Origin of the sequence: Deinococcus sp. QL22 (genome assembly GCF_023370075.1) — a bacterium.
Taxonomy (GTDB): Bacteria; Deinococcota; Deinococci; order Deinococcales; family Deinococcaceae; genus Deinococcus.
In genome coordinates this window covers 243055-260716 of the sequence record NZ_CP097152.1, presented here as the reverse complement: position 1 = coordinate 260716, position 17662 = coordinate 243055, and the positions used below count along the sequence as shown (strand labels likewise).

The following is a 17662-nucleotide window of genomic DNA, read 5'->3' as shown; positions in this document are numbered from 1 at the left end:
AGTCGCTGAACCCTGCCTCACACTCCACCGAAGCGCATCCACTTCCCCGATGAGAAGCGATGTTGATCTCATCGGGGTCGCGATCCTCCCACCCCTGCACAAGGTCGCGTATTTCAGCCGCTGGTGCCGCTTGCTCCTGAATCAGGCACGTGACTCGTTGCGGTCAATTTGGAGCCTCGAGCTGTGTCTAGGGCCAAACTTGCGCTGCAGGCGCACACCCAGTAGGCTCAGGAAGAGCGTTGTGCGCTGATGTCCGGCTGCTTGAGACAGGGTGATGCCACGCCAGGAGTGGCTCGAATGAGCGTTCAATTCAATCATGTCCTCCTCGCCGCCCGTGACCGGCAGGCCTCTGCGTCCTTCTTCGCGCACCTGTTCGGCTTGCCCGAACCGACCTCTTGGGGGCCTTTGACCAGCGTGAGCCTCACCGAGGGTGTGCATCTCCAGTGTGCAGAGCCCAGGGTGGAGGAGATTCAAATGCAGCGCGTTGCGTTTCTCGTGGACGACGACACCTTCGACCAGAGTTACACGCGAATACAGGCGACTGGCCTCGAACATGGGTTAGATCCACAGGGCACGCAACCTGGGCAGATGAATACCCACCACGGTGGACGCGGCGTGTAGTTCAAGGATGCTGCTGGGCATGGTTTAGAAGTCATCACACGCCCATACGGCTCGGGCTCTTGATCAGCCAAGGGGACTTCAATCACCGGGAGTACGGGTAGCTCGGAAGACCATCAGGTGCTGAGATCGCAGAATTTCAAGTGGTGTTTGAACATCTACACCACCTGATTGAAGGCAGCTTCCGAGGACTATCGCAGAGCAGGATATAGGCACAATGGCCCATGGGCTGGACACCACAGGCGATCAAGCTTAAGGTTGATATATATTTGATCTATCAAATACATATCAATGAGATTGAACAGGAGTCCAGATGAAGCCCCTCCCCATTGTGCACGTTATCTACGGTCCTCAAGGCGCCGGCAAAACCACCCACGCACGGACATTGACCACCCAGACCCAGGGGGTGCGGTTCTCCATGGATGAGTGGATGGTCACCCTCTACGGCTCGGATCTGCCTCAACCACTTGACCTGAGCTGGGTCATGGCGCGCGTTGCCCGCTGCCATACTCAGATTTGGACTATGGTTCAGCAACTCGTGACCGTCCATATCTCCGTCATCCTCGACCTCGGGTTCTTGACCACCGATGACCGCGAGCGTGCCCGGCAGTTGGCCGTACAATGCGGCGCGACACCGACATTTCACCTGATTGACGCGCCAGCCGATCTCCGCCGCTCACGTGTGCTCCACCGCAACGAGATCCAAGGCGAAACATTCGCCCTGACCGTCACCCCAGCCATGTTCGACATGATGGAACGGGTATACCAGCCACCAACCGCGTCAGAATTAGCCGAAGCACTTCATGGAGCAGGAGCACATGTCTGAGCCTGATCCGGTCGGACGTGACACCCTTCAATTCTGCCTCAACCTAAACCGGGCGACCGCCGTCCTCACCCGTCACATCGATCACCGTCTCAGCGCCTTGCACGGGCTCAGTCTGAACGACTTCACTGTCCTCTACTTCGTGGCTCAAGTGCCTCAGGGCAAGGTGCGCCGCAGCGATCTGGCCACGCAGCTGGGGTTGACCGCCTCGGGGGTGACGCGGCTGCTCCTCCCTCTGGAAAAGATTGGCCTGATCACGCGCCTGCCAGACATCCGCGACGCACGCATCAGTTACGTCGCCCTCACCCCCACGGGCAGTGAACTGCTCAGCCATGCCCTCTCCTCTGCAGCCCATATCAGCGAGGACCTCATCGGGCACGTGCCTGCGACGCAACTCCGGGCGCTCTCCGCGCTCCTTGATTCTTTGAAGTAAGCAGCGGCAACCCATATTTTTACTCCAACCGCCAGCACGTTTCCAACCTCAAGCTGGGCCGAATCACCTCTCCCCACCGCAATCACACCACGAGAGCGGCTGAATTCCAGTACTGGGGGTCGCTTGTGCCGACGCGTGACCACCCTCGCGGCAGAAACGCTGGGCCAGTTTTGTAAGATAGGCACTTCAAAGCATCGACGATTCCACCACCTGTCCGGCTTGCTGAGCCTCTCCATCAGCTCGCCCACCCCCAACGCCAAAAACCGCCTCCGCCTGCCAACCAAAGCTGGGGCAGGGACGCCTATTAGTGGAGTGTGCGGCGCGTGAAGCCTTCCGAGCCTTTGGGCGGTAACCCCTTCATCAGTTCCACCTGAACGAGCGCGGCCACATCCTCTGTGATTTGTTGCTGTGTTTTCTGCTTCCATTTCATCGCCACAAAAGGCAACACGACCCCAGCAATTGTCGCCGTTTTGACCTGATAGGTCTTGACGGTGACGGTAAATACCTCAGGCATCACGGCTGGCGAGCCTTCCACGTAGACGGTACAGTTCGTAGGAAGGCGCTCTTCAAGGTCTTGCTTGAGCTGTTCCAGGTGGACAGCACTTGGAAGGGTGTGGAATGTCATGTCCAGCAGTGTAGGAGGAGGTGTCTCACAGCCATCTGACGCACATTTGTGCCTTCTCCGCCGTCTCCATCGGCCAGGAGTGTGTGCCCGGCGACCCATAACTAAATTCAACCCAAAAACCGCCCCCGCCCTTAGCCACAGCTGGGGCGCAGGAGGAAAGCGCTCCTCAGCTGTGGCCGGGGTCTGCATCGTCTGAAGGCCGACCATGCGTGCCCGGCCCTGTGCTGGGATTCGGGCGTTCCTGACCCTGGTGATCTGTGGGCTCAGGTTGACCGTGCTCTTCCGGCACCGCTTCAGGCTGACGGGTCTTTGTACGCTGCTCTTCTTCGTCATGACGCGTCATCTGTCACCTCCACTAGAATTTGGTCTCCTCTAAGACTTCGACTGTCCTCTGTTCACCTTGTCAGAGGATGCAAACCCCGTAAAGCGGTCTTGAGCGTTGAGGCGCACAGAGGGCGTCAAGCTTGCCGGAGCTGTCCGGTATTCCTTGCGCTTGACGGCCAACGGGTACGCCGCTTTAATGCCTGCGGTCACCATGTCTTCCAGCAGCCCAACCAACGGACGCACCATCGGCGCTATTTCAGGATACTGGACGCCGTAGACACGGGCTTCTGCACGGCGACAGAGGCAGGCATCGGGGTGCTGATCCGGGTAGATGCGGCATGAGCGCGTCGGAATTGGAGGTGTCTTACCACGAGTCGAGACACTTGCTCTTGGGAACGAATGCTCGTGGTTTTGTATGTTCTCCCCACGCTTCGGCGGGAGTAGGTCTTCCCAAACGCCAAGGTACCCCCGCCATGATCGGCCGGGCTTCTGTCAGTAACAACGGCCCCCTACGCGAGAGCTTGGCCGTGCCGGAGACTGGACTGGAGGGCGGATGCGATCTCTGACTTCGTCCGGCCGACGACCTGCCGGGCGAATGCTTGATCATCACGCGGCAGCGTGCCCACTTCCTGGGCCGGGTGCTGGAGTCGGTTTAGCCCTCAACATCACTCGTGTACTCAATCTATAAATGCTGGTCAGGGATCGGCATCCTTAAGACGGCTCGGCGAAGCAGCCAGGGCAGAACGCTTCACACTTATGAAGCTATTGGCAAGAAGCACTTCATTGTAGGAAATCACGCTGTTTTAGCCTCAGCCATGAAAGTATTGACGCATAACGGTGAGCAGGTGCTCGTGGAAACTGGAGACCGGGTCGTGACGCTGGTGCACTGCTCAGATCGCTATATCGCCCATGACAACGCACTCAGGATGCACGGCGGTGAGCACGTACAAGTCTGGGAGGACGAGCGGGGCACCGTCATTCGCCTGAGTCAAGCCAGAACGCCCGGCGCCCTATGGACGGCCCAAGCCTGGGTCTGAGCTAAAACCCACTCTCCGCTCTCCTGGTGGGTCACTTGCCACGGGCGTAGTCTTTGAGGATGCCCCGTGTCCAGAAAAACCCGCTGCGTGCTCTAACTGAGGAGGAACGCGCCACATTGGAGCGGTTGAGCCGGTCGTATGACACGGCTGCGATCATCGTGAGTCAGGCGAAGACATTACTCGCCGTTTCAACCGGCGTCAGGCACGTCCCGGATTGATACCCCTCATCCCCAAGCTGCTTTGGCCCTCCTACGGAGGGCCAAACTCTGTTCATGTCACACAAGACGCTGAAATCATGCTCATTGGCTGGACAAATCTCATAGCGCACAGTCTTGCCGTTCAGGCCACTCTACGCATGAAGTTTGAAGCCGTAGACGGGTTCAGCCGTGCTCAATCCGTACCTCGCGCCCTTGAATTTGCAGCGTGGTGCTCGCTTGAACGTCGATACAGGAAGGGGCTCGGAGTCCACGGCACCGAAGTCCAGTTCCTGGACTTCGGTCGCGAGCTGCTCAACCACCGGGTCAAGCGGGCCAGCCGAATGCGGGCCTGGGTCCCGGACGGAAAGTGGGGGAAGTGATTGAGCTTGAGAAAGCTCCACCAGCGGCTGAAATACGGCACCTGATGCAGTTTTTGAAGAAGGGCAATCGCCAGGAGTTCTGCGTCTGAGATTTTTTCGTGTGGATGAAGCAGGTTCGGTGGAGTGTAAGGAAGGGTTCAACGACGGAGCAGGGGCACAGCAGTGGAAAGCGGCAGTGAAGTGAGGTCGGGACGGCCCATAACACCGTCCCTTTCGCATGTTTTACCCTACAGGTCAACCCCTATTCGCGGTGATTAAAAAGTGCGTCACCGCGCCCATCGTGGGAGCCAGCAAGATGCCGCACCTCGAAGATGCCGTGGCGGCCCTCAGCATCCAGCTCACGCCAGCCGATCTTCAGGCGCTGGAGGAACCATCCCGTTCTGGGTAGCTGAGACTGGGCTTATCCCAGAGGCCAGATCCGTCTGTGTGGCCCAGCTGGGTTCCGAAAGACGGCATGATAGAGGAAATGACGGACGACTTAACGCCACGCCGCTACCTGCAGGTTCAGCAGCGTCTTCAGGAAATGCTCGGAAGCCGCGAGTACCAGCCCGGCGACAAGGTGCCCTCGGAGCGAGAACTGGCCCAGACTCTCAGCGTCAGCCGCATGACAGTGCGCCGGGCGGTCGACAACCTGGTCAAACAGGGGCTGCTGGAGCGGGACAGCACGACCGGCACGCGGGTCAGCACGCCCAAAGTCCGGCGACTGCTTAATCACGCTCACCTTCACAGCATCACGCAGATGGTGGCGGCCACAGGGGGGCGGGCCGGAGGCAAGTTGCTGGAATTCCTACGAACCGCGGCTCCGGCCAATGTGGCGTCCAAATTGCACCTCGTTCCCGGCAGCCCCGTGGTGGTCATCCGCCGCCTGCGCCTCGTGGACGGCGTGCCCTTTTGTCTGGAAACGAGTTATCTGTCGGCGGCGCGGGTTCCGGGCCTGGCCGCCGAAGACCTGCTGGAAGGCGGATCGCTGTATCAGATCCTTGAAGAGCGCTACGGAATCGCCGCCGCGCTGGGGGAAAGCGTGATCGGGGTCTCGTTCGCCACTCCGCCTGAGGCCGAAGCCCTCAATCTGGCCCCCAACCACGCCGTTTTGCTGTACCGCTCGGTGGTGCAGGACACCTCAGGCCAGCCGTTTGAATACCTTAAATCGGTCAATCACCCACAGTTGGTGGTGTTCAACATCGGCGAGGGCCGCGCCGTCGTGGCACAGGAGCCCTGAACGCAGGCTCTTGACCGGAAGCCTTGACGAACCCAAACAGTCCAGCGTATGCTTGGTATATACCAAGTAGACCAAGGAGCTGTATGCTGACCCCCGAGACTGTCCCGTCCGTTGTTGCCGCCGCCATCGACCGCGATCTGATTGTCAGCAGCCTGCAAGGGGCGCTGCGGGCCAAAGACGAGGCGGCTGCACTGGGCCGTGAGCTGGCCCATCAGATCGACCGCATCTATTTTGTGGCCTGCGGTGCGCCCAACCGCGTCATGCTCAGCCTGGAGTACTGGCTTGACCAGGCCCAGACCGACTTGGTGGTGAAGCGCTACTTTCCAGCAGAATTTCTGGCCTTGCAGCCCAAGTTGGACGAACGCACCCTGGTAGTCCTGGCTTCCAAATCGGGCACCACGCAGGAAACGGTTCAGGCGGCACAGTTTCTGAGGGGCCAGATCTGCCGCACCGTGGTGGTCACCAGTACCGCAGACAAACCCCTGTCACAGGGCGCACAGCATCTGCTCCTGATGGGAGAAACCGAGCAGGCCCATACCGGGGTGTATATCGTGTTGCAGGGGCTGGTGGCCGGGCTGCTGGATGGACGGCACGGGTACGCCCTCTATGAACCGCTGATGCGTTCGCTGGACGCCCTGCCCGGCGTGCTGGTGGAATCGGCGGAACTCAGTGACGCGCGGGGCCGGATCGACGCCCAGACGTACCGCACAAACCAGACCTTTTATCATCTGGCGTCGGGGCCGGTGTTTGCCACTGCCTACGTGTTCGGCGTCTGCATGCTGATGGAAATGCAGTGGGTGCATAGCGTTCCTTTTGAGGCCGCCGAATGGTTCCACGGTCCCTTTGAGATTCTGGATGAACACACCCCCGTCTTCGTGCTGCTTGGAGAAGACCCCAGCCGCCCTCTGGCCGAGCGGGCGTTGGCCTTTTGCCAGAAATACACCAGCCACGTGATGGCCTACGATTCCCGCGACCTGCCCATGACGGGCGTGGCTCCCGAGGTTCGGGCGCTTCTGGCCCCGTACGCCCTTCAGGCTGCCCTGAACCGCTTTGCAGAACACCTTGCCGCCGAGCGCCAGCAATCTCTGGACACCCGGCGCTACATGTGGATCACGGAGTACTGAGATGGCCCGCTTGCTCGGAATGGGGGACAATACCGCTGACCTGTACCTGAGCAGCGCGACCATGTACCCCGGTGGAAACGCGGTGAACGCCGCAGCGCTCAGCGCGCGGCTGGGCCACCCTTCCAGCTACATGGGCTGTGTCGGCACAGATCCGGCGGGCCACCTGATTCTGGGGGCCCTGAGGGCCGAGGGCGTGGATATCACGCACTGCCGCCAGATAGAGGGCCTGACCTCCTGGTCCAAAATCGAGCACCGAGGCGGCGACCGTCATTTTGTGGGCAGTGACCCCGGCGTGCAGGGCCAGTGGACTCTCGACGATCAGGACCTCAGCTTCATTGCCCGCCACGACCTGGTGCATACCAGCATTTACAGCGCCTTAGATGAAGTGCTGCCCCAGATTCGGCAGGCCGCGCCAGTGCTGTCCTACGATTTTTCGTCGGAATGGACTCCAGAGCTTCTGATTCAGGTCTGCCCCCTGCTGGACGTGGCTTTCTTATCGGCGGGCGAAGGTTCGCTGGAAGCGGCGCAGGCTCTGGCCACAGCGGCGGCGGAGCACGGGGCGCGGGTGGTAGTGGTGACCCGTGGTGCGGAGGGTTCATTGGCCTTGAGTGGCGGGGAACTCTACTTCCAGCCCAGTCTTCCGGCGCAGGTGACCGACACCCTCGGGGCTGGTGACGCCTTTATTGCCGCCTTTTTGCAGCAGTGGGCCGAGCATCAGGACATCCCAGCGGCGCTGAACGCCGGTGCCCAAGAAGCCGCCCGCAACTGCGCTACCCCCGGAGCGTTTGGGCACGGCGCGCCCTTTCCTGCTCACCTTCTTCAGTCCACGCCCCTTTAACAGCTCAGCCCCTTCTAAGGAGAACAGAATGTCCCAGTCCCGGATGTATGCCCTGCTGGTCGTGTCCCTTGCGAGTGCTACGCTTCCTGCCCAGGCGTCTTCCCTGTCGCAGATCAAAACATCGGGGGTGCTGCGGCTCGCCACCGAGGGCAACTATCCTCCCTTCAATTTTTACAAAAACAAGACCTTGACTGGCTTTGAGGTGGAGCTGGGCAATGCGCTGGCCCGTCAGCTGAACCTGAAGCCGGTGTGGACAACGGTGGTGTTTGAAAGCCTGCTGCTGGGGCTGAACCGCAACCGCTACGACCTGGTGATCGCCTCCCACGGCATCACCCCCGAGCGGCTCAAAGCGGTGGATTTCTCAGCGCCGCACTATTGCAGCGGCGGCGTGCTGGTCGCCCGGCCCGGCGGACCCCGCACCTTGGCAGACCTGAGAGGCAAGGTGGTCACCATGGGCGTCAACACCACCTATCTGGGCTACGTTCAAAAGCTGCCTGGCATTGCAGGCGTCAAGACGTTTTCGACCACCAACGACCAAATCAACGCCGTGCTGAACAACCGCGCCGATGCGATGGTGCTCGACCGCTTCAACGCCATCGATGCCAGCAAGGTACTGCCCGGCAAATTGCAACTGGGCGACATCGTATTTCCTGAACGCATCGGCATGGCGATGGACAAAAACAATCCCGAGTTGCTCAGCGCGGTCAACAAAGCCCTGGCGACCCTGATGGCAGACGGAACCTATGCCAAGCTCAGCGTCAAATACTTTGGACAGGATGTTCGTTGCCCAAAGCCCTGAGCGAAGCAATGGGGAGAAGCAATGAAAAAACCAACACAGTGAAGCTGCAAGAGCGGGCAGGTCATCAAACTGCATGACCGGGAACCCCGCCCCGGTTCCCGGTCATGCAGTTCTTCCGCAAATAGGGAACTGAACTTGATACACCACTCTGGATAGGGTTGGCGCTCATCCCAAGGGCGCCGCCTATCTTTTTTCGGCTTGGTGTCGGTAAACGGCGTGTCTTTGGTGGCCCGGCTCCAACGGAGGGCAGCGTAGAGGGCGCGTGCTCCGGCGAGCAGGACGCCGACAGAGGCGGGGGATTTCCCGGCAGTCTCCATGGCCCGCACCCACAGGTCGGTGTCTTCGGCTTCCGGATGCAAGACCTCGACCGCGTTCGCTTGGGCATAGCTCAGCCAAGTGCGGGCACCCAGCCGGTATTTGCGCAAGGTTTCAGGACTGACGTGGCCGTGCGTCCGGACAAAATGGGCTTCGAGGAGGTCGAGCAGCGTGGCGGTGTCGCCTTCGGTGACAGCAGCCACGGCCCGTCGCCTCCGCTCTTCGGGGCGAGGGCCACCCAAGCGCGGGAAGGGGCCAGAGTTTCCTGCCGCTACAGTTCCAGCGTCATCTCTCCCCCTACCCAAGGTCTCTGATCCGCCAGGGTTCTTGAGGCTGCCTCACCGGATCAGGTGCACTTGAAACGGCAGGTCTGGAATGGTGGCCCAGCCTCGTTCAGCGGTCAGGACGTCATGCCCCAACGCGTCCGCCGTGCCCAAACAGGCCGCGTCGCCGAGGCTCAGTCCATACGGACTCTTGCGGGCGTAATAAAACGCGGCTCGGGGACGGCACTGGGCATCAAAGGGGAGTTCAGAGACCAGAGACAGCAGCGGATCAAGCGCGGCCTGCACCTGTTGCGGAGTAAAGGCCCCACGTCCGACCAGTTTGCCCTCCAACTCGGTGAGCGTCACGCTGCTGACGAAACACGGTCGGCTGGCGATCACCTGCAGACTCTGCTCTCCCCCGTCCTCGTCCAGCAGATAGGCCATCAGGGCACTGGCATCCAGAAGCACCCCTTACCAACCCTTCTGTGCCGCCTCGGCCTGCCGGTCGGAGAGCAGTTCCGCCGTGAGGTCAAGCTCGGGAGCGCCTGTCTTCTGCAGGGAGCCAAGCAGCGCTGCCGCCAATAGAGAGCGACTGGTCAGGCGGTACCCATTGCTCTCTTTCAGGAGGATGACCTCATCGCCCTCTTTTAAGCCAAGTTCGGCACGAACATCCGTAGGTACCACAAGGCGTCCCTGTGCCTGTAATTTTAGATGATAGGAGAGCATCACAGTCATGCCTGATTTTAACAGACAGGGCACAAGCAACACTCACTCCCACCGCTTTTCTCACCCTTTTGGTGAGACTTGCTTACCAGAAAGAGGAGCTTCGAATGACAGATCTGGAAAAGGTCTGACATACTTTTTGGTGCCCTGACACCATGACGGCCAAAGTTGCGCATGAACGCCCAAGGTCGCGTTGTTGTGCCTGTCCAAGTGCGTGAACGCCTCAATGTTCCTAAAGGTAGCGAGTTTGTGCTGTATGTGGATGGGGAACGCATTGTGATGGAACAAAAAGGCGAAGCGCGGTCACGCCTCTTCGCCCTCGGCGCCCAACTTGCCCCCGAAGACGTGAATCTGACAGAGGAGTTCTTGCAAGACCGCCGTGAGGCTGCGCGACGTGAAGGAGGCGAGTGATCATTCTGGATGCCAGCGCCATCATCGCTTGGCTTCGGCAGGAACCGGGCGCAGATCAAGTGGACGCGGCCCTCCAGAATGACGCCGTGATCAGTGCCGTTAATTTCGCCGAAGTGCTGAGCAAAGTCGGTGAGCGCGGCGGCGACGTGCGGGCCGCTGCGCGGGATCTGCGCATTGAAGGCCTGCAGGTCGAGCTGATGTGTCGGACTCACGCGCCGTGGTGTCTGCCAGCGCTGACGGCGGAGTGTGCCGCCGGTGACTGGTGGGTACCACAAGCCCCCTGAACAACGTTACGGTGGCCAGCAAGATCACCTTTCAGGACGGCGTCCGGAAGTGCACGGGCTCCAGGCACCCTGGTTACCCCATTCTTCTCGGGGTTACTGTGGCCAGATCCGGTTCATCCACTGTGCGGGACGGGTGGCCTCTCCGCGCACCCGCAGTTCCAAGTGCAAATGGGGAGCGTTGCTGACACCCTCGGAACCCACTTCTCCGAGCTGCTGCCCCCGGCTCACCGTCTGGCCCACGCGCACCAGCACGCGGCGCTGGTGGAAGTACAGGCTGGTGACCCCCAGGCCGTGATCAATGATCACGAGGCCGCCGCGAACCGGGTAGTTGCCGGCGACGACGACGACGCCGGCATTGACGGCACGGACGGGTGTCCCAGCTTTGGCGAGGTAATCCTCGCCGTAGTGGTACACAACGGGACTGCCGGCGGTATAGGTGCGGGGTTGACCAAATGCGCTCGCCGTCAGCCGGGTCGAGAGCGCGACCTGGAACGGTTGATTCCACTGTTGGGCCGTTCGCAGGGTGTAGGCCCGTTCGACGGCCTCCTCCTCGGCTTTGCGGGCCGGATCCTGCATTCTGCTGCTGATACTTGAGGGCAGGTTCAAATGCTGTGTGGCTTGTCTTTGGTCCGTGACCGGAATGGAACCCCGGATCACGTCCTGTCCCACGCGAATCTCGTACACGACGGGCGTCGACTTGCCCAACACCACCCGTCCGAACACGAGTGCCCCTCCGGCGGAACTGACCGGCTTCAGCACCTCGTTCGGCAGGCGAACATCTTCACCCACCTCGCTTGGAAACCGCACGGTCGCCTCCTGCACCCGGGATCCCGAGAGGCGCAACACGAATGCGTCACCCATACGAACTTGAGTTGGAGCCGTCACGGTGACGCCCGCCATCTGCTGCACAGCAGGAGCAGCTGAAGAGAGTTGCAGGATCTGGCCGACCTGGAGGGCAGGACTCTGAAGGCGGTTGAGTCCCGTTAACTCAGAAACGGTGGTGCCCTGCGTTTGGGCAATGGAATACAGGGTGTCGCCGGGCTTGACGGTGTACGTGCCTGAACCCCAGGACAGGAGAACCGCGAGCAGAGCCACAGGAACATTCATAGCCGCACTATGCCCGATCAGACTGGGGAAGGTGGAACCTCTTGGCCAGCGACCACCCCGGCTTGCCCAGTGTTAGGCGGCGTTTTCAAGCAGAATCTAGCCATGATCACAGGAACCCCATGATTCAGACCCCCCGCCCCCCAACCAGCCCCTCAATGCAGACCAGCGCGGCGCACCGGACTCAAGGCCGCCGCCCCTTCCTCCAGTTTCGGCAGGCCACCCTCCTGGTGCTGGCCTTGCTGAGCAGTGGGGCCAGCGCCTACACGGTAAAGCCGGGCGATACCCTGTACAGCCTGGCGCGGGCTCAGGGAACGACCGTGGCGGAACTGATGCGGCTCAACCGCCTGACCAGCACCGCCCTTGAAGTCGGACAGGCCCTCCAGTTTCCTGGAGAAGTGCCTGTTCAGACGCCGGCCACTCCCCAGACCGAGCAATTGGTGGGCCTGACGGTCGTGGCTCCTGCCACGCTGGAGGTGGGGGAGGCGTTTGTCCTGAGGCTGGGTGGACCGCGTGCCGCTCAAGCCACCGTACGGTTTCTGAGCGAAGAGGGCGAAGACGTCCAGCTGCCGGGCGAGGCGCTGCAGCCGGTCGCCTTTGGAAACGAGTTTGTGGTGCTGGGGCGGGTCGTTCTCGGAAAAAGCACACCGCTCGTCTATGACATTCAGGTGGGCGAAGAGCGTCTTCGCGGAACAGTCAAGATCAGCTCACTTCCGCAGCCGATCCAACGCCTGAATCTTCCGGCCAGTCTCAGCAGCAAGTTGGAAGCTTCCGCCCGCAAAGCAGAGGACACGGTGGTAGAGCAGACCTACCTCCGGCGAACGCCTCAGGCCTGGTCGAAGCCCTTTCAACCCGCACTGAAGGTGCAGGGGCAAAGTACCGCCTTCGGCCAACCCCGGATCTATGTAACGGGCGGACCCGTTCAATACCACTACGGCATAGACTATCCGGCCCCCGCAGGCACACCTGTGACGGCCATGAATGACGGAACGGTGGTGTTAGCTGAGCTATTTCCCGTGCGGGGTGGTCTGGTGGTGATCGACCACGGTGCGGGGGTATCCAGCCTGTATTTTCATCAGCGCAAGCTGCTGGTTCGGATTGGCGAGCGGGTTCAGCGCGGGCAAAAAATCGGTGAGGTCGGCAGCACTGGCCTGAGTACCGGCCCGCATCTGCATCTCGAACTCCGGGTCAGAGGAACCGCGACAGATCCTGCAGGCTGGATGAACCGCCTCTGGCCACAGTGACCCTGCTCGCCCGGCCTGAGGCACTCGATCTCTGAGAGCTTCGCTGGGTGAAACCCCAGGTGTTAATCACCCGCCGGCTATAGGGCGCTGCCTTCACGGGGCTGAGCCGTACAACAAGTCTGCAAAAGGGAGGGCTTATGCCCCATTGAGGCGGCGGTGATGGCCATAGCTTTCGCAACGCAGTAAGGTTTCCTCTTGCCAACACCTTCGCTCAGGATTGAACGTGCTGGTGGCCTGCGCACCACTGGGCTAGTCTGCTTCAGGAACGAACGTCTCTGGAGGTACCATGACCCCTGAATTCCCCGCTCCCGGCCAGGTCTTTCTGCCCGGCCCCATGCCCCGATTTGGCCTGCCTCGCTACCTGGGGCGCCAGGTACAGGTCGCCCCCGATGCCCCGATCGGGATCTTCGGCCACGTCATCTGCCCAGCAGTCCTGACCCCATCGCTCCTGGCCCACGTCCCGCGGACGGCCATCATTCGTGACTTCCACTGCGTCACCACCTGGACCGCGCCCCGGGTACAGTGGGAGGGCTGGCGGTTTACGGACGTGTGGGCCGCTGCGTTGGCGGACTCCGCACGGCCAGACGTGACGCACGTGATGGTCAGCGCCCACGACGGCTACCAGGCGTGCGTCCCGCTGGAAGAATTGATGCAACCCGACGTGCTGCTGGCCGACCACATGAACGGCGCCCCGCTGACGCCCGCTCATGGGGCGCCCCTGCGGTTGATCGCGCCGCAACTGTACGGCTACAAGAACATCAAGCACCTCCGGCGCCTGGAGCTGCTCCCTGCGCCAGTCACCAGTCTTGCCGGGCGGCTTCTCTCTCACCCGCGCGGCAGGGTAGACCTGGAAGAACGCAGCGCAACCGGCGTATCCCGCTTCTGGCGGTGGGTATACCACACGCAGCTGAACGGGTATCTCCGCGGGGCCCGCGCGCTTTCGGAACAGGGAAGCCGAACGCGAACAGGCGCGGGTGCGGAAGGCAGCGCGATGACCTGAAGACAGGATTGGTCTGGACAAGCCTGCGGCACCTCAGACCACCGACAACGGGCAGGAACCCGGCTGGTGGTGACGGCGTCCAGGATGGACTGAGCCTTTTTCCGGAAAGACGTCGACTCAGCTCAACCTATAAACTTGTCAGAAACCGCCACGAGACCTGGCGACAGTGGAACATCCCTTTTGCGCCGCTCCTGACCGAAGCCCTGCGTTCCCGAGAACCCCGGCGAGGTTCTCGGCGGCATCTGATGGAAGGGTGCGTCAAGGTCGGTGCGGTGAGGCACTGGGCAGGGCCAGCAGTTGACGAATGGGGCGACGTACAGGGCCTCCTTTTTCGGGAACACCGGGAGAGCGAGGCTGCCCACGCCTTGTTCGTGCGCCTGTTGGGGAAGACGACCTGCCGGACATCATTCGCAGCGGCACGTTGTGGCGTGATGGGACAGCGTTGCGCCACCCACCTGAACGCCGCGAGCTTGGCGGCAAACGCAGGACTTCCTGGCCCGGCACGCCCGGGTGGGTCTCCCACTTCCACCGCCAGACCCGAAGCGCTGTACCGGGCATCTGGAGGAAAAACCACCCCTCCCCAGCGGTTCTCCTGGGGCACCGAGCTGAAGTGGCCAGAACCCCCCACAGATAGCTGTTTAACTTCCTAACGCGGTTCAGGAGGTTGGCCTGTCCTTGGCTCCCCCTCAGGATTCACCGACCAGCCGTTGCAACTCCTCCAGGTTGGCCACCACGACCCGGCGGTGTTCCAGACGAATCAGGCCTAGACGGTAAAACTCTCCGAGCTTGCGGCTGACGAGTTCCGGTACCGTGCCCAGCAAGGCGGCCAATTCACTGTTGGTGGGCAGCTGAAAAGAAGTCTGGGCGTGTTCCAGCAAGTAGATGGCCAGGCGCACGCTCAGACCGCTGAAGACCAGCTGATCTATGCGGTTCAGCAGTTCTGCCTGCCGCCGGGCGAACGCCCCGATCACGGCTGCCGACAGGTCAGGAGAGGCGAAGACAGTGGCCTGTACCACGTCGGCGGGCATTCGCAGAATTTCTGTGGGGGTCTGTAACGCCTCGGCACTGGCAGGATAGGTGGCCTGCCTCTGAAAGGTCGCGATGGCGGCGACCATCTGCCGGGGGCCTTCGACGTGCAGGGTCAGTTCCCGGTAGCCGTCTTTAGACATTCGGAAGACCCGCACGCTCCCGCTGACGACCACATGCACGTACTCGATGGCGTCTCCCACACGGAACAGCACGCTGCCCCGCTCTAGCGCCTGAAATTCGGCCTGACGCGCCAGAGGACCGAGTACCCCGCTGCTTGAGCCGCGAAAGATCGGGAGTTGCAGCAAGATCCTTAGGGCGCGGTCTGTCACAGTCGGGTCATGCTAGCGCCCCAAGTCGTCCGCCCACTTCACGGCAACGTTTCAGGCGGCGTCATGGGGATCAGGGTCACCAGAAAACAGGTGTCGTCGGTGGCCGCCCGCAGTTCAATCGGCTCGTTCGCGTCGAATCTGAACACTTCAGATCGGCTGAGGGTCTGCATCCCCCCAAAAGTGGCCGCCAACGTTCCACTCAGCACCGTAATGATTCCCCAGTGCTGTGGGTGGCGGTGACTGGGTAGGCCCTGGCCCGTTTGCAATGTGAACAGAAGGACGCGTCCGTGCGGGGTGGCGCAGAGAATCTGGGGCGGTTCGGCCCGGTTCATTGGTCATCCTGTTGATGAAGGGCGGCCCGCTGGAGATTGACCCGCATGCGGCGTGCCAGCGTCAGCAGGGTGTGCGCCTGCGTGGAGGGCAACCGCTGCTGCCCGTTCAGGGTGTCTTGCCAAAGCTCCAGCCAGCGGTCAAAGTGTTCGGCCCCAATACCCAGATGGCGGTGGGCCAAAGCAGGCTGCCCCCGGTAGTGGCTCGGGCTGCCCGTGACCGCCCGCCAGAAGCCAGCCAGCCGAGCAATGTGCACCGGCCAGCCCGCGCCGGGAAACGGCCCCAATTTGGTACGGAACACCGGGGCCAATAGGCCGTCCTGCATGACCGCGCCGTAAAAAGCCCACAGCAGCGCACGCAGTTCGGCGTCGTCCAGAGGGCCGTGTGCCGGGCGCGGGCCAGCTTCGGAAGGCGTGGTAGGCAAGGTCGGGTTGATATTCATAGGCCGAAAAACGCTTTGTTGATGGCGATGTAGGCCATTTCTTCTGTCGGTACGTCTTCTTCCGGATAGATGGCACTGACCGGACAGGCGGGCACACAGGCCCCGCAATCGATGCACTCGTCGGGGTGAATCAGAAACTGGTCGCCCCCGTCGTAGATGCATTCCACAGGGCAGACTTCCGTGCAGGCCTGATCTTTAACGCCGATACAGGGGCTGGTGATGATGTGCGGCATGCCCCAGCATCCTCTGGCGGGGCGGCGCGCGCCATGACTTTGGTCAAGGGCTGATGGTCAAGGCTGCGCTGTGCGTCAGGTCTAAAGCTATGCGCCAATCGTCAGGCCCCGCTCGCGGCCCCACACCGTCTTGACGAAAGTCATGGCATTGGGCGGCAGTGGGGAGGATGCTGGGGCATGGAGCGAGGGGCCGATGAAGTGTGCAGCAAGTTTCTGCACTCGTCCGGCTCCCCTCCGAATTCAGTCCACGTCCCACGGCTGTCACGCCGCCCCCTTCCGCGTTTCATTTTCATCCAGGGCTGAAGTCAGGAGGCACGACATGCTACAACCGACAGCATCCACGGCCCCGCCGCCCTTGCGTCTTCAGACGTTGGGGCAAGTGGGCGTCTGGCGCGGCGAAATGCTGTTGCAGTGGCCTGCCCGCAGCGCCGAAGAACTCCTGTGGTACCTGCACGCCCACCCGCTCGGCGCGTCGCGGGCCACCATGTTGTCTGACCTCTGGGCGCAAGAAGATACGCCTGCCGCTGCCAACCGCTTCCGGGTCAGCCTGCACCGACTGCGGAAAACACTGGGCCGGACAGACGCCGTGACCGAGCAGCAAGGCCGTTATCTGCTGCACCCGCAGGTGTGGGCCGCCAGCGATTTGGCGCAGATGCACCGCGATCTGAAAGAAGCCCACGCTGCTCCAGACCCACAGGAACAGGCGGCGGCGTTGCGGCGCGTCATCGCCGGCAGTGAGGGCGACTATCTGCCGCATATTCGGGGCGATTGGGTCGAGGAAGCCCGGCAGGGACACCGTGCCGCGCTGCTCCGCGCCCGCCTGGCCCTCTCGGCCCTCTGCTGCGCCCAGCGCGAGTGTGCGGCGGCAGTAGACCTGCTGATGCAGGCTGTTCAGAACGACCCGCTGATCGGGGAAGACCACCACCAACGCCTGATGGGCTGCCTGACCCAGACCCAGGGCCGTTTCAGGGCGGTAGAACATTACCGCCGCTACCGCCTCTATCTGCGCGACGAAATTGGAGATACGCCCATGCCCGACACCGTGCAGTTGGCTGAGCGCATCAAAACGGGCGAGCGCCCCTGCGTGTTCGCTGAGCTGGCTTTCCACGCCGCTTTGGGCTTGACCGAGCAATCAAGTGAAGTGGAATAGGGCCGTGCCACTGGCCTAAAACCAAATTCCAGCCGCAATCAAGTGAGAGGCAAACGCTCGTCGGACTCGGTTTCATCTCTGCGCGTCCGGCGCACTCTGCTGTCCTGCCCCGCATCACTCTTCGCCGTAATGCCCTGGTAATGGGCACGCGGAAGCCTAACACCATGGAGTCCCACCCATGACCAAACCCGCCCTGACTGAAGCTGCCCTGACTGAATCCAAAGTTCAAACTGTTGTTCAGTCCCCCGGCCCTCCGCCCCCTTCCCCGCCCCTGACTGCGTCTGCGGTGGTGCCTTGGGGCACCCTGATGGTCATCGGCGTGCTGCTGCTCTCTGTTTTGTGGCTGTGGACGTTGGTGCTGGGGATTCAGCAGGGCCGGGCGTAGCGG

Annotated in this window: 25 protein-coding genes and 3 pseudogenes; 15 read left to right on the top strand and 13 right to left on the bottom strand. The window is 61.7% G+C overall.

The genetic code is table 11. From position 1 onward, the window contains the following. Positions 1 to 297 precede the first annotated feature (297 nt). The 3 genes and pseudogenes from M1R55_RS23420 to M1R55_RS23410 all read left to right on the top strand — a co-directional run. Positions 298 to 618, top strand: a pseudogene (locus tag M1R55_RS23420) (hypothetical protein); the annotation flags it as partial. A gap of 313 nt (positions 619 to 931) precedes the next feature. Then, on the top strand, positions 932 to 1444 hold the full coding sequence (locus tag M1R55_RS23415) for an ATP-binding protein (protein ID WP_249395789.1): 513 nt from the start codon (positions 932 to 934) through the stop codon (positions 1442 to 1444). Then, the gene (locus tag M1R55_RS23410) at positions 1437 to 1874 is read left to right on the top strand and encodes a MarR family winged helix-turn-helix transcriptional regulator (RefSeq protein ID WP_249395788.1); all 438 of its coding nucleotides are present in this window, start codon (positions 1437 to 1439) and stop codon (positions 1872 to 1874) included. Before M1R55_RS23415 ends, M1R55_RS23410 begins: the two co-directional genes overlap by 8 nt. Before the next feature lie 304 nt (positions 1875 to 2178). Here M1R55_RS23410 and M1R55_RS23405 read toward each other — a convergent pair whose 3' ends face one another. The 3 genes from M1R55_RS23405 to M1R55_RS23395 form a co-directional block, all read right to left on the bottom strand. Beyond that, a complete protein-coding gene (locus M1R55_RS23405; RefSeq protein WP_249395787.1) occupies positions 2179 to 2499 on the bottom strand; it encodes a hypothetical protein in 321 nt (106 codons plus the stop codon). A 166-nt stretch (positions 2500 to 2665) separates the two neighbouring features. After that, positions 2666 to 2842, bottom strand: a complete 177-nt coding sequence (locus M1R55_RS23400; RefSeq protein ID WP_249395786.1) for a hypothetical protein — start codon at positions 2840 to 2842, stop codon at positions 2666 to 2668. Positions 2843 to 2871: 29 nt separating this feature from the next. Further along, positions 2872 to 3069, bottom strand: coding sequence for a hypothetical protein (locus tag M1R55_RS23395; protein WP_249395785.1), 198 nt, complete (start codon positions 3067 to 3069; stop codon positions 2872 to 2874). A gap of 569 nt (positions 3070 to 3638) precedes the next feature. On the opposite strand from M1R55_RS23395, the gene M1R55_RS23390 reads away from it, so the two are divergent. Then, positions 3639 to 3860 (top strand): hypothetical protein, encoded by a 222-nt coding sequence (locus tag M1R55_RS23390; protein WP_249395784.1) that lies wholly within the window; start codon positions 3639 to 3641, stop codon positions 3858 to 3860. Between the two features lie 193 nt (positions 3861 to 4053). Here M1R55_RS23390 and M1R55_RS23385 read toward each other — a convergent pair. Next, positions 4054 to 4637 (bottom strand): annotated as a pseudogene (locus tag M1R55_RS23385) (transposase); the annotation flags it as partial. Positions 4638 to 4702: 65 nt separating this feature from the next. Here M1R55_RS23385 and M1R55_RS23380 point away from each other — a divergent pair. The 5 genes and pseudogenes from M1R55_RS23380 to M1R55_RS23360 all read left to right on the top strand — a co-directional run. Beyond that, positions 4703 to 4825, top strand: a pseudogene (locus M1R55_RS23380) (aldo/keto reductase); the annotation flags it as partial. Between the two features lie 78 nt (positions 4826 to 4903). Further along, complete coding sequence (locus M1R55_RS23375) at positions 4904 to 5656, top strand: GntR family transcriptional regulator (protein ID WP_249395783.1); 753 nt, start codon at positions 4904 to 4906, stop codon at positions 5654 to 5656. A gap of 83 nt (positions 5657 to 5739) precedes the next feature. Further along, entirely contained in the window at positions 5740 to 6780 is a 1041-nt protein-coding gene (locus M1R55_RS23370; protein WP_249395782.1) for an SIS domain-containing protein, read from the top strand. Position 6781: 1 nt separating this feature from the next. After that, entirely contained in the window at positions 6782 to 7618 is an 837-nt protein-coding gene (locus tag M1R55_RS23365) for a PfkB family carbohydrate kinase (protein ID WP_249395781.1), read from the top strand. A 28-nt stretch (positions 7619 to 7646) separates the two neighbouring features. Beyond that, positions 7647 to 8417, top strand: coding sequence for an ABC transporter substrate-binding protein (locus tag M1R55_RS23360; protein WP_249395780.1), 771 nt, complete (start codon positions 7647 to 7649; stop codon positions 8415 to 8417). Here M1R55_RS23360 and M1R55_RS23355 read toward each other — a convergent pair. From M1R55_RS23355 to M1R55_RS23345, 3 genes are all read right to left on the bottom strand, one after another. Then, entirely contained in the window at positions 8360 to 8935 is a 576-nt protein-coding gene (locus tag M1R55_RS23355) for a site-specific integrase (protein WP_249395779.1), read from the bottom strand. The two genes, M1R55_RS23360 and M1R55_RS23355, sit on opposite strands and share 58 nt — an antisense overlap. Before the next feature lie 135 nt (positions 8936 to 9070). Beyond that, on the bottom strand, positions 9071 to 9463 hold the full coding sequence (locus M1R55_RS23350; protein ID WP_249395778.1) for a PIN domain-containing protein: 393 nt from the start codon (positions 9461 to 9463) through the stop codon (positions 9071 to 9073). Positions 9464 to 9466: 3 nt separating this feature from the next. Next, the gene (locus tag M1R55_RS23345; RefSeq protein ID WP_249395777.1) at positions 9467 to 9730 is read right to left on the bottom strand and encodes an AbrB/MazE/SpoVT family DNA-binding domain-containing protein; all 264 of its coding nucleotides are present in this window, start codon (positions 9728 to 9730) and stop codon (positions 9467 to 9469) included. Between the two features lie 162 nt (positions 9731 to 9892). On the opposite strand from M1R55_RS23345, the gene M1R55_RS23340 reads away from it, so the two are divergent. Together M1R55_RS23340 and M1R55_RS23335 are read left to right on the top strand one after the other, a co-directional pair. Next, positions 9893 to 10129 (top strand): AbrB/MazE/SpoVT family DNA-binding domain-containing protein, encoded by a 237-nt coding sequence (locus tag M1R55_RS23340; protein WP_249395776.1) that lies wholly within the window; start codon positions 9893 to 9895, stop codon positions 10127 to 10129. Then, positions 10126 to 10413 (top strand): PIN domain-containing protein, encoded by a 288-nt coding sequence (locus M1R55_RS23335; RefSeq protein WP_249395775.1) that lies wholly within the window; start codon positions 10126 to 10128, stop codon positions 10411 to 10413. The genes M1R55_RS23340 and M1R55_RS23335 overlap by 4 nt, the downstream gene beginning before the upstream one ends. 93 nt (positions 10414 to 10506) lie before the next feature. Here M1R55_RS23335 and M1R55_RS23330 read toward each other — a convergent pair whose 3' ends face one another. Then, positions 10507 to 11520 (bottom strand): M23 family metallopeptidase, encoded by a 1014-nt coding sequence (locus tag M1R55_RS23330; protein ID WP_249395774.1) that lies wholly within the window; start codon positions 11518 to 11520, stop codon positions 10507 to 10509. A 119-nt stretch (positions 11521 to 11639) separates the two neighbouring features. On the opposite strand from M1R55_RS23330, the gene M1R55_RS23325 reads away from it, so the two are divergent. Both M1R55_RS23325 and M1R55_RS23320 read left to right on the top strand, forming a co-directional pair. Beyond that, positions 11640 to 12761 (top strand): M23 family metallopeptidase, encoded by a 1122-nt coding sequence (locus M1R55_RS23325; protein ID WP_249395773.1) that lies wholly within the window; start codon positions 11640 to 11642, stop codon positions 12759 to 12761. 286 nt (positions 12762 to 13047) lie between these two features. Further along, a complete protein-coding gene (locus M1R55_RS23320) occupies positions 13048 to 13761 on the top strand; it encodes a molybdopterin-dependent oxidoreductase (protein WP_249395772.1) in 714 nt (237 codons plus the stop codon). A gap of 686 nt (positions 13762 to 14447) precedes the next feature. Here the strand turns inward: M1R55_RS23320 and M1R55_RS23315 are convergent. The 5 genes from M1R55_RS23315 to M1R55_RS31880 all read right to left on the bottom strand — a co-directional run bounded on the left by M1R55_RS23315 (position 14448) and on the right by M1R55_RS31880 (position 16343). Beyond that, positions 14448 to 15119, bottom strand: a complete 672-nt coding sequence (locus tag M1R55_RS23315) for a Crp/Fnr family transcriptional regulator (protein WP_249395771.1) — start codon at positions 15117 to 15119, stop codon at positions 14448 to 14450. Positions 15120 to 15157: 38 nt separating this feature from the next. After that, positions 15158 to 15451, bottom strand: a complete 294-nt coding sequence (locus tag M1R55_RS23310; RefSeq protein ID WP_249395770.1) for a cupin domain-containing protein — start codon at positions 15449 to 15451, stop codon at positions 15158 to 15160. Then, entirely contained in the window at positions 15448 to 15891 is a 444-nt protein-coding gene (locus M1R55_RS23305; protein WP_249395769.1) for a group III truncated hemoglobin, read from the bottom strand. The genes M1R55_RS23310 and M1R55_RS23305 overlap by 4 nt, the downstream gene beginning before the upstream one ends. Continuing rightward, positions 15888 to 16124, bottom strand: coding sequence for a ferredoxin (locus tag M1R55_RS23300; RefSeq protein ID WP_249395768.1), 237 nt, complete (start codon positions 16122 to 16124; stop codon positions 15888 to 15890). Before M1R55_RS23300 ends, M1R55_RS23305 begins: the two co-directional genes overlap by 4 nt. Before the next feature lie 87 nt (positions 16125 to 16211). Next, positions 16212 to 16343 (bottom strand): hypothetical protein, encoded by a 132-nt coding sequence (locus M1R55_RS31880; RefSeq protein ID WP_256566060.1) that lies wholly within the window; start codon positions 16341 to 16343, stop codon positions 16212 to 16214. A 100-nt stretch (positions 16344 to 16443) separates the two neighbouring features. On the opposite strand from M1R55_RS31880, the gene M1R55_RS23295 reads away from it, so the two are divergent. Together M1R55_RS23295 and M1R55_RS23290 are read left to right on the top strand one after the other, a co-directional pair. Then, a complete protein-coding gene (locus tag M1R55_RS23295; protein WP_249395767.1) occupies positions 16444 to 17274 on the top strand; it encodes a bacterial transcriptional activator domain-containing protein in 831 nt (276 codons plus the stop codon). 178 nt (positions 17275 to 17452) lie between these two features. Beyond that, positions 17453 to 17659, top strand: coding sequence for a hypothetical protein (locus M1R55_RS23290; protein WP_249395766.1), 207 nt, complete (start codon positions 17453 to 17455; stop codon positions 17657 to 17659). The last annotated feature ends 3 nt before the right edge of the window (positions 17660 to 17662 follow it).